Here is a 10,587-nt window from a genome sequence, read left to right on the forward strand (position 1 = left end):
TGCGGAACCGCTGTCCGGGGTGGCGGCGGCCGGCTTAGCCGTCGCGGAGGAGCTTGGCGATGCGCTGGGCGGAGACGGGCTCGGCGGTGCGCAGGTGCTGGGCGAACAGGCTGACGCGCAGTTCCTCGATGAGCCAGCGGGCCTTGACGAGGTGCGCCGGGGCATCCGGCTTCGTCGGGAACTCGCCCCCGGCCTGCTCATAGGCCGCGGTGACGCGCTCCACCTCGTTTTGCCAGGCGCGGTCCCGGCCCGGGTTCTCGGTCAGTTTCGGCATCCGCTCGGCGACCGCGCGCAGGTACACGGGGAGCCGGGCCAGCCGGTCGAGGCCCGTGCGGGACACGAAGCCGTCGAAGACGAGGGCATCCACCTGCCCCGCCGCGTCCGCGACCTGGCTGAGCACGTTCAGCGCCTTCGCCCGGTCAATGGCCTTGCGCGCGGTGCGCAGCCCGTCGAGGACCTGCGCGGTGAGCGCGACGGCCGCGTAGATCTCGTCGATCAGCTTGGACGCGTACTCGTTCGCGATCGCCTCGAAGACGTGCGCCTGCCAGACGAGCCCGTCCCGCGAATGCCGGCCGATGATCCGCTCGGCCACGGCCAGGCTGATGTCCGCGAGCGCGGCGTCGAGGCCGCGGTAGGGCCCCGCGGACAGCAGCAGCTTCTCCTGGTTGTTGAGGTGCTCGCGGACGTAACTCGCGGGGGAGGGGCTCGACAGCGCCACGAGGCGGCGCACGCCGCGGCGACTCAGCCGCTCCTGTTCGCGCTCGTCGGCCACGAGGACGATCTCGACCGAGCTGCGCCGGTCCACGATGGCCGGGTAGGCGCGTACGACGCCGCCCCCGTGCTTCGTGTCGACGAACTGCGGCAGGTCGCCGAAGTCCCAGGCGGTGACGTTCTTGCGCTCCAGGTCGCTCTTCGGCAGGCTCGCCGCGGCGACCTTCGCCACGACGGAGCGCGAGGAATCCTGGTGCGCGGTCTGCAGTTCCGCGAGGTCCTTGGAGACCCCGATGGCGCGGCCGCGCTCGTCGACGACCCGGAAGGTCGGCGTGAGGTGCGCGGGCAGCCGGGCCACGTCAAAGTCGGCCGCGGTCACGGGCACACTCGTCTGGCGGCGGATCTCGGCGGCCAGGAGCGCGGGCAGCGACTCGTCCGCGAGCTTCGGGTCGTCCAGGGCCTCGCTCAGGTTGGTGAGCAGCCGCTTCGCCCAGTCGGCCGCGGGCACCACGTTCTTCCGGATCGCCTTCGGCAGGAGCTTGATGAGCTGGGTGACCAGTTCCAGCCGGAGCCCCGGCACGAGCCGCCCGAAGTCCTCGGGCTTCAGGCGCGGCAGCAGGGGCAACGGCACGGCGACGGTCACGCCGTCGTCCTCCGCCGTCGGGTCGAAGCGGTAGCGCAGTTTGAGCGTCTGGTCCCCGTGCTGCCACTGCTTCGGGAACGCCGCCTCGTCAACCGCGTCCGCCTCGTCCTCGGCGAGCAGGTCGTCGCGCTTCAGCGTGAGCAGATCCGGGTTTGTCAACCGGGTCTGCTTCCACCAGCCCTCGAAGGTGCGCGTGGACACCACCTCGGCGGGGACGCGGGCGTCGTAGAAGGCATAGATCGCGTCGTCGTCCGAGAGGATGTCGCGGCGGCGCGTGCGCTCCTCCAGCTGCTCCAGCTCGCGGCGCAGCTGCCGGTTCGCGCGGTCGAAGGCCTGCGGGGAATCCCACTCGCCCTCGACGAGCGCGTGCCGGAGGAACAGCTCGCGGGCGTGCGCCTGGTCGACCCGGGCGTACTGGATGCGGCGGCGCTCCACGAGCGGCACCCCGTACAGGGTGACGCGCTCGTAGGCGACGGCGGCGCCCTGGCGCTTCTCCCAGTGCGGCTCGCTCACGCTCCGTTTGGCGAGCGGACCGGCCAGCTCCTCGGCCCACTCCGGGTCGATGGCGGCGTTGCCGCGGGCGAACAGGCGGCTCGTCTCCACGAGTTCGATGCTCATGACGGTGTCCGGCGGGTTCTTCGCGAGGGTCGAGCCGGGGTAGAGCACGAACTTCGAGCCCCGGGAGCCGACGTACTCGGCGGCGGGCTTGCGCTTGCCGGGGGCCGCGCGGCGGTCCTGCTGCTCGTTGAGCGCGCCGAGGTGCGAGAGCAGCCCCGCCAAGACGGAGCGGTGAATCGCGTCGCCGTCCTGGGACGGCTCGTTGATCGTCAGCCGGAGCGACTTCGTCAGCCGGCTGAGCTGGCGATACAGGTCCATCCACTCGCGCACCCGGAGGAAGTTCAAGAACTCGGCCTTGCAGAGGCGGCGGAAGGCGGAGCTACTCAGCTCGGCCTGCTGCTCCTGGAGATAGTTCCACAGGTTGACGAGCGTGATCAGGTCGCCGGTGGGGTCCGCGAAGCGCCGGTGCAGCTCATCGGCCTTGCCACGCTGGGCCTCGGGGCGCTCGCGCACGTCCTGGATCGTGAGCCCGGCGACGAGCGCGAGCACCTCGCGGGTGACGCCGTGCGTGCGGGACTCGAGCACCATGCGCCCGAAGCGCGGCTCGATGGGCAGCCGGGAGAGGTCCCGGCCGATCTTCGTGATCTGGTGCAGCTTCGCGGCCTCGCCCTTCCTGCCCTTGGGCGGCTCGGTGACCGCGCCCAGCTCGGTGAGCAGTTGCAGGCCGTCGGAGACCCCGCGGGAGTCGGGCTTGGTCAGGAACGGGAAGGCGTTGATGTCGCCGAGCCCCAGGCTCAGCATCTGCAGGATGACCGAGGCGAGGCCCGTGCGCAGGATCTCGGGCTCCGTGAACACGGGGCGGGACTCGTAGTCCTCCTCCGCGTAGAGCCGGATCGCGATGCCGGGGCTCGTGCGGCCGCTGCGGCCCGAGCGCTGATTCGCGGAGGCCTGCGAGATCGCCTCGATGGGCAGGCGCTGCACCTTCGAGCGGGCGCTGTAGCGCGAGATGCGGGCGGTGCCCGCGTCCACGACGTAGCGGATGCCCGGCACTGTGAGGCTCGTCTCGGCCACGTTCGTCGCGAGCACGATGCGGCGGATGCCCGGGGCGCGGTGCTTCTCGAACACCCGGTGTTGTTCGGCCGCGGTCAGCCGCCCGTAGAGCGGCAACACCTCGGTGCGCGCGGCCCGGCTCGTGGCGCGCAGGTGCCCGCCGAGCGCGTCGGCGGCGTCCTTGATCTCGGCCTCGCCGGAGAGGAACACGAGCACATCGCCCGGCTCCTCGCGGGCGAGCTCGCCCACGGCCTGCACGATGCCCTCGAAGAGGTCTGTTTCCTCGCGGCGGATTTTCTCGTTCGGCGGGGCGCCGGTCGTCGTCTCGGTGACGAGCGGGCGGTAGCGAATTTCCACGGGGAAGGTGCGGCCAGAGACCTCGATCACGGGGGCGTCGTTGAAGTGCTTCGAGAACGACACCGGGTCGATCGTGGCCGAGGTGATGATCACCTTGAGGTCCGGACGGCGCGGCAGCAGGGTCTTGAGGTAGCCGAGCAGGAAGTCGATGTTGAGGCTGCGCTCGTGGGCCTCGTCGATGATGATCGTGTCGTACTTCTTGAGGTCCCGGTCCCGGTGAATCTCGTTGAGCAGGATGCCGTCCGTCATGAGCTTGATCTGGGTGCGCTCGGAGACCTGATCGGTGAACCGCACCTGGTAGCCGACGATGCCGCCCAGCTCGTCGCCGAGCTCCTCCGCGATGCGCTCGGCGATCGTGCGGGCCGCGATCCGGCGCGGCTGCGTGTGCGCGATCCGGGTGCGGCCGAGGCTCAGCGCGATCTTCGGCAGCTGGGTCGTTTTCCCGGAGCCGGTCTCGCCCGCGACGATGACGACCTGGTTCGCCTCGATCGCCTCGGCGAGCTCGTCGCGCATCTGGCTGACGGGCAGCTCCGGCGGGAACTGGATCTGGGGCGTGGGAATCGACATAACCTCCCCATTATCCCGGTGTTTCCTGGGGGACGCACCCGCCCGGGTCAATCCGGGTGCGCGGGCGGCGCAACCCCCCTGTCGATTCCCGGGGCCGAGGCATAGAATCGGGGCACCGCCCACGACGAGAGGACGCGATGAACGCGCTCAACATTCCCACGATCACCCTGAACGACGAGACCGAGATCCCCCAGCTGGGCCTGGGCGTGTTCAAGGTCGATCCCGGCGAGACCGAGCGGATCGTCAGCGACGCCCTCGAGGTCGGCTACCGCCACATCGACACCGCCGCGATCTACGGAAACGAGGCCGAGGTGGGCGCCGCGATCGCGAAGAGCGGCATCCCGCGCGAGGAGATCTACGTCACCACGAAGCTCTGGAACGACCGCCAGGGCGACGCGAAGGCCGCCCTGTCCGAGAGCCTGGACAAGCTGGGCCTGGACCGCGTCGACCTCTACCTCGTGCACTGGCCCGTGCCGAGCCAGGACACCTTCGTCTCCGCCTGGGAGCAGGTGCTCGACCTCCGCGAGGCCGGGCTGACCACGACCGCGGGCGTTTCCAACCACGAGCTGGAGCACCTGGAGCGTATCATCGAGGCCACCGGCGAGTTCCCCGCCGTGAACCAGATCGAGCTGCACCCGGAGCACCAGCGCCAGGAGCTGACGGCCTTCTGCCGCGCGAACGGCATCGCGATCGAGGCGTGGGGCCCCCTCGCGCAGGGCAAGAGCGACCTGCTCACCCTGCCGCAGATCCAGGAGATCGGTGCGGCGCACGACAAGAGCGCCGCGCAGGTCGTGCTGCGCTGGCACATCGAGAACGGCACGATCGTCTTCCCGAAGACCACGCGCCGCGAGCGCATGGAGGAGAACGCCGCGCTGTTCGACTTCGAGCTGAGCGAGACCGAGCACGCGGTCCTCACGGCGCTGGAGGCAGGCCGGAACTACTCCACGAACCCGCGCGACATGTAATTCGGCGGTCCCGGAGCGCCGCTTTCGCGGGAACACACGCGAAAACACCCCGCGAAAGCGGCGAATTGGGATACCAGGGGCACGGAGCACCCCGCGCGTGAGCCTAGAATGGAGGGCATGTCTAAGGTCCTCTCCTCTCTCCCTGTTGGCGAACGCGTCGGTATCGCCTTCTCCGGTGGTCTCGATACGTCCTGCGCGGTCGCGTGGATGCGTGAAAAGGGCGCTGTGCCCTGCACGTACACCGCCGACATCGGCCAGTACGACGAGCCCGACATCGACGGCGTTGCCGCCCGCGCGAACGAGTACGGCGCGGAGATCGCCCGCCTCGTCGACGCGAAGTCGGCCCTCGTCGAGGAGGGCCTCGTCGCCCTCCAGTGCGGCGCGTTCAACGTTCGCTCCGGCGGCAAGACCTACTTCAACACGACGCCCCTCGGCCGCGCCGTGACCGGCACCATGCTGGTCCGCGCCATGAAGGAGGACGGCGTCGACATCTGGGGCGACGGCTCCACCTACAAGGGCAACGACATCGAGCGGTTCTACCGCTACGGGCTGATGGCCAACCCCCGCCTGCGCATCTACAAGCCCTGGCTCGACGCTGACTTCGTCAACGAGCTCGGCGGCCGTCACGAGATGAGCGAGTGGCTCGTCGAGCGCGGCTTCCCCTACCGCGACTCCGCCGAGAAGGCGTACTCCACGGACGCCAACATCTGGGGCGCCACCCACGAGGCCAAGAAGCTCGAGTTCCTCGACGCCGGCCTCGACATCGTGACCCCGATCATGGGCGTCGCCGCCTGGCGCGACGACGTCGAGGTCGCCACCGAGGAGGTCTCGGTGCGCTTCGAGGCGGGCCGGCCCGTCGCGATCAACGGCGTCGAGTACTCCGATCCCGTCGCCCTGGTCCTGGAGGCCAACACGATCGGTGGCCGCCACGGCCTCGGCGTCTCCGACCAGATCGAGAACCGCATCATCGAGGCGAAGTCCCGCGGCATCTACGAGGCCCCGGGCATGGCGCTGCTGCACATCGTCTACGAGCGCCTCGTGAACGCGATCCACAACGAGGACACCCTCGCCAGCTACCACAACGAGGGCCGCCGCCTCGGCCGCCTCATGTACGAGGGCCGCTGGCTCGACCCGCAGTCCCTGATGCTGCGCGAGTCGCTGCAGCGCTGGGTCGGCTCCGCGATCACGGGCGAGGTCACCCTGCGCCTGCGCCGCGGCGACGACTACACGATCCTGAACACGACGGGCCCCTCGCTGAGCTACCAGCCCGAGAAGCTCTCGATGGAGCGCGTCGGCGACTCGGCCTTCGGGCCCGAGGACCGGATCGGCCAGCTCACGATGCGCAACCTCGACATCGCGGACTCGCGTGCGCGCCTGGAGCAGTACGCGCGCCTCGGCCTCGTCGGCGGCGCGACCGCCGAGCTCGTCGGTCAGCTGGAGGAGGGCGGCGCGGACGAGATCGTTGGCGCCGTTGACTCGAGCGACCTGGACCGGGCCACCGACGCCCTCGTCGAGGGCGCGGCCTTCGACTCCGGCACCGACTAGGCCCCTCCGGCCCGAGCGACTCGGGCCGCGGAGAGACCGTCCGCAGACACGCCGCAGCCCCGCACACCCTCCGGTGTGCGGGGCTGCGGCGTTTTTCCTAGCCCCGGGCTCAGCGGCGGGTGCGCAGGGCGGCGCGGGAGGCCGGGCCGAGCACCGCGATCAGGTCCCTCGCGAAGCGCAGGATCTCGGTGGGCGGCAGCGTCGAGACGCAGACCCGGATGAAGGGCTCGCTCGCGAAGCGGTAGGGGCCGCCCGCCTGCACGGCCCAGCCGCGCTGGGCGAGGCCCATCGTGACCTCTGCCTCCTCGGCGACGGGAACGAACACGGTGAAGCCGGAGGCCCCCCGCGCCGCGATATCCGCCCCGGCGAGGGCGTCGATGAGGAGGTCGCGGCGCTCGCGGTACACGGCGGCGGCCCGGTCGATCCGGTCGAGGGAGACCGGATCGGTCAGCACCCGGGCGACGATCCGCTGGAGAACGTGGCTGACCCAGCCCGGCCCGAGCAGCTGGCGCATCTGCACCTGGTCGGTCGTGTCGGGGTCCATGCAGCAGGCGGCCACGCGCAGATCGGGGCCGATCACCTTACTGAAGGAACGGATCACGGCGAAGTGTTGGCGGCCCGCGGTCAGCCCGGGGTACGGGCCGGGCGTGATCTCCGCGAGGTGATCGTCCTCGATGATCAGCAGCTCGGGGTGCCGGTCGAGCACGGCGCGCAGCGCGTCGCGCCGCGGCAGCGAGGTGCTCGCCCCGGTCGGGTTGTGCCCCCGCGGCGTCAGGATTAGCGCGGCGCAGCGCCTGCCGGCGAGCGCCTCGGCGAGCGCGATGGGATCCAGGCCGTCGTCGTCGACGGGGACGCCGATCGCGTCGAGCCCGAGTACTCGCAGGAGTGTGCGCAGGGTGGACCAACAGGGATCCTCAACGACGACGGTGTCCCCGGGGTGCAAACGGGCCTGGCAGACGCGCTCGATCGCGTCGAGGGCGCCGTTCGTGATCGTCAGCGGCCCGGAGGCGCCGTCCCGGGCAAAGCGCTCGCGCATGGTGCGTTCCAACTCGGGGAGCACATTGGTCGCGTCATACATGCTCGCCACGTAGGCGTCAGTCGTCAGGTATCCGGCAACGTCTGGGAGGAGGGCGGCGTCCGGTTCAATTTTGCTGAGATCGGTCAGGCCCGGATGCGCGTTCCCCCGGCTGACCCCGGGCAGTCGGCTCAGCTCGGCGACTGTGCTGCGCCGACCCTGGCCCGAGACGATCAGCCCACGCTGCGCGAGGGTGCGCAACGCCGTGGCGCACGTCCCGGGGCTGAGCCCGGTGAGCTGGGCGAGCCGCCGAATGGAGGGCAACGCCTGGCCCGGCGCAAGATCACCGTCTCGAATCTGCCGGGTGATTGCGCTCACCAGCTCGTGTGTGTACTCTAGCCCCGCAAGTTTCTCAGTTAGCACAGTTTCAAACTGTATTAGTAAAGTTGGTATCGGTCAATGTGGATCAACCCCCGTTACGCCCCGGACGCCCCGGAGGCAACCGCGAAAGCGCTGATAGAACGCCGTCCCCTGGCGACGCTGATCGCCCCAGATCCCCTCCGCATCGCGCATATGCCGGTGCTCTGGCGGAGGGACGGCGAGGGAGACGCGCTCATCGGGCATCTCCCGCTCGCCGACCCGATCAGTCGGGCCATCCCCGAGGGGGTTCCCCTCACCGCCGTGTTTCCCGGCCCCGCTGCCTACGTCACCCCGACCTGGTACCGCGGGGCCGGGCTCCCGACCTACAACTACGCACCGGTGCACGTCACCGGACGCACGAGGCGGCTCGATGAGGGCGAGCTTCGCGCGCATCTGATTGACCTGATCGCCGCGCACGAGCGTGAGCAGACTCCGGCTGGCTGCCCGGCCTGGCACCTGGACGCGGCGGCGAACGCTCGACTCGAGGAGCTGCTGCCGCAGATCGTCGGCTTCGCGATCGCGATCGATCGGCTGGAGGTGAAGACCAAGATCGGCCAAAACCGCACCCCCGAAGAGAACGAAACCGTCGCGGAGCAGCTCGCTTCCGGCTCTGGTGACCGGCCAGAGATCTCCGCGATGATGCGCCGCCTCGCCGCGGAGTCGGGGGAGGGCTAGCCGCGCACTCGCCCCCCTCCCGGACCCGCGCGTCTGAAACTCCACGCAGGCCGCCCGATGTGCGGGCCGGGCCGGCCACCTCACGCGCCTGGATCCTGTGCAGCGACCCCGGCCCTGAGCCGCCGGGTGCGTGCGCGGATCCGGCGCACAGCCGCACCGAAACGCCGCGCCGCGGAAAACAGGCGCGTTGCTGCACCGCTGTACCGCACCATTCCCACCGGGTTCAACGACGAACCCCCTCTGAAAGGATTCACCGTGAAGTCAACGTTGACGAAAGCGAGTGTCGGGGCATTCCTCGGCAGCACGATCGAGTGGTACGACTTCTTTATCTACGGCACCGCCTCAGCCCTGATCTTCAATCGGGTCTTCTTCGAACAGGTAGATCCCGCGCTGGGCACCCTGCTCAGCATGCTCACCTTCGCGGTTGGCTTCCTCGCCCGGCCCTTAGGCGCGGTGATCTTCGGCCACATCGGCGACCGCTACGGTCGCAAGCGGGCCTTCACCTCGTCGCTGCTGGTGATGGGGATCGCCACCGTCGCCATCGGCCTCCTGCCCAGTTCCCATCAGATCGGCGGCTTCGCAGCCGTGCTCCTCGTCACCGTCCGCATCGTGCAGGGCATCGGCGTCGGCGGCGAGTGGGGCGGCGCCGTGCTCGTCATGACCGAAAACGCGCCGCCGAAATGGCGGGCATTCTTCGGGGTCGTCCCCCAGCTGGGCAGCCCGATGGGCACCATCCTCTCGAACGGTGCCTTTATCCTGGTAGCCCTGCTGCCCGAGGACGACATGTACGCCTGGGGATGGCGGGTTCCCTTCCTCGTCAGCGCGGTGCTGATCGTCCTTGGGTACGTCATCCGTCGCACCATGGACGAGACCGAGGGATACAAGGAAGCGGTTGCCGAGCACGGCATCGCGAAGCACCCGGTCAAGGAGGCGGTGGCCTCCGCGTGGGGAAGAATTCTCCTCGTGGCCGGCTCCCGTGTCTTCGAGCTCACGGGCTTCACGGTGGCAACCGTGTTCGTGGTCAGCTATGTGTCCGGCACCCTGCAGGGCGACAAGGGGCAGGTGATGACCGCCGTGATTTGGGGCGGCGTCGCGGAACTCATCACCCTTCCCGTGTTCGCCGTGCTCATGTTGAAGATTCGCCCGAAGAGCCTGATTTACTGGGCCGTGGCGCTGGGGATCGCGTACGTTATTCCGTTCTTCCTGCTCATCAACATCAACGAGGCCTGGTCGATTATCCTGGCCATGCTGCTCTGGTTCCCGATCATCTCGATGCCCTTCGCGGCCTACCCGACGCTCTTCGGAGACCTCTTCGACAGCCGCATTCGCTACTCGGGCATTTCCCTCGGCTTCAACCTCGTCGGAATCTTCAGCGGTTTTGCCCCCGCCATGGTGACCGGACTGTTCCTCGCGACGGGCAGCTGGCTCTCCGTCGCGATCTTCCTCGGCGGCACCGCTGTGGTGACTCTCGTCTGCGTCCTCGCGATGCAGACCCCGATGATTCGCTCGGGTGTGGAACGTGACCGTGCGCGGATCGCCGCTCGCATCGTCACCGGTTCCATCGAGACCGTTCCCGTCCCGGAACGAGAGCGCGAGCTGACTGGGGAGGAGCGCGCATGATCGCCGACCTGATTGTGGAGAACGCCCGGATTCGAACCGTGGACGATGCCCGCCCCCGGGCGAGCCGACTGGCGGTCTGGCGCGGGCAGATTCTCGGCCTCGATGAGGACATCGCCGGGCTGACAGCCCGGGAAACCCTCGACGCCGGCGGGGCCACCGTGCTCCCCGGGCTCATTGATGGGCACACGCACCTGGGGACGACCGGGCTGTTGAGCATTGCCCTGGACGTGGGCGGGTTGCCCCATCGGCAGGCGGTGCTCGACCGCATCGCGGAGGCCGCGGCGGATCTTGCCCCGGACGCCTGGATCGACGTTGTCGGCTACGACCAGCGAGCCCTGGGCGGGGAACACCTCACCGCGGCGGAGCTGGACGTGGCCGGGGGTGGCCGCCCGGTTTGGGCGAAGCATCTCTCGAATCACGCCTCCGTTGTCAGCACAGCGGTGCTCGACGCCCATCCCGAC

General features: G+C 69.5%; 7 protein-coding genes. 5 read left to right on the plus strand and 2 right to left on the minus strand.

From position 1 onward, the window contains the following. Positions 1 to 34 precede the first annotated feature (34 nt). Complete coding sequence (hrpA, locus tag OOT08_RS12590; protein ID WP_325093090.1) at positions 35 to 3,886, minus strand: ATP-dependent RNA helicase HrpA; 3,852 nt, start codon at positions 3,884 to 3,886, stop codon at positions 35 to 37. Between the two features lie 137 nt (positions 3,887 to 4,023). On the opposite strand from hrpA, the gene OOT08_RS12595 reads away from it, so the two are divergent. Both OOT08_RS12595 and argG read left to right on the plus strand, forming a co-directional pair. Continuing rightward, the gene (locus OOT08_RS12595; protein WP_325093091.1) at positions 4,024 to 4,851 is read left to right on the plus strand and encodes an aldo/keto reductase; all 828 of its coding nucleotides are present in this window, start codon (positions 4,024 to 4,026) and stop codon (positions 4,849 to 4,851) included. A gap of 117 nt (positions 4,852 to 4,968) precedes the next feature. Beyond that, complete coding sequence (gene argG, locus OOT08_RS12600) at positions 4,969 to 6,396, plus strand: argininosuccinate synthase (protein ID WP_325093092.1); 1,428 nt, start codon at positions 4,969 to 4,971, stop codon at positions 6,394 to 6,396. Positions 6,397 to 6,505: 109 nt separating this feature from the next. Here the strand turns inward: argG and OOT08_RS12605 are convergent, their stop codons facing one another. Next, the gene (locus tag OOT08_RS12605; protein ID WP_325093093.1) at positions 6,506 to 7,789 is read right to left on the minus strand and encodes an aminotransferase class I/II-fold pyridoxal phosphate-dependent enzyme; all 1,284 of its coding nucleotides are present in this window, start codon (positions 7,787 to 7,789) and stop codon (positions 6,506 to 6,508) included. 81 nt (positions 7,790 to 7,870) lie between these two features. Between OOT08_RS12605 and OOT08_RS12610 the strand changes: the two genes are divergently transcribed. The 3 genes from OOT08_RS12610 to OOT08_RS12620 all read left to right on the plus strand — a co-directional run. After that, positions 7,871 to 8,506, plus strand: a complete 636-nt coding sequence (locus OOT08_RS12610; protein ID WP_325093094.1) for an FMN-binding negative transcriptional regulator — start codon at positions 7,871 to 7,873, stop codon at positions 8,504 to 8,506. A 255-nt stretch (positions 8,507 to 8,761) separates the two neighbouring features. Then, a complete protein-coding gene (locus OOT08_RS12615; RefSeq protein ID WP_325093095.1) occupies positions 8,762 to 10,126 on the plus strand; it encodes an MFS transporter in 1,365 nt (454 codons plus the stop codon). After that, a partial coding sequence (locus tag OOT08_RS12620; protein WP_325093096.1) for an amidohydrolase family protein occupies positions 10,123 to 10,587 on the plus strand: 465 nt, incomplete at its 3' end. The genes OOT08_RS12615 and OOT08_RS12620, both read left to right, overlap by 4 nt.

It is taken from the genome of Leucobacter sp. M11 (assembly GCF_035726885.1).
In the GTDB taxonomy this organism is placed as follows: Bacteria; Actinomycetota; Actinomycetes; order Actinomycetales; family Microbacteriaceae; genus JAPFRB01.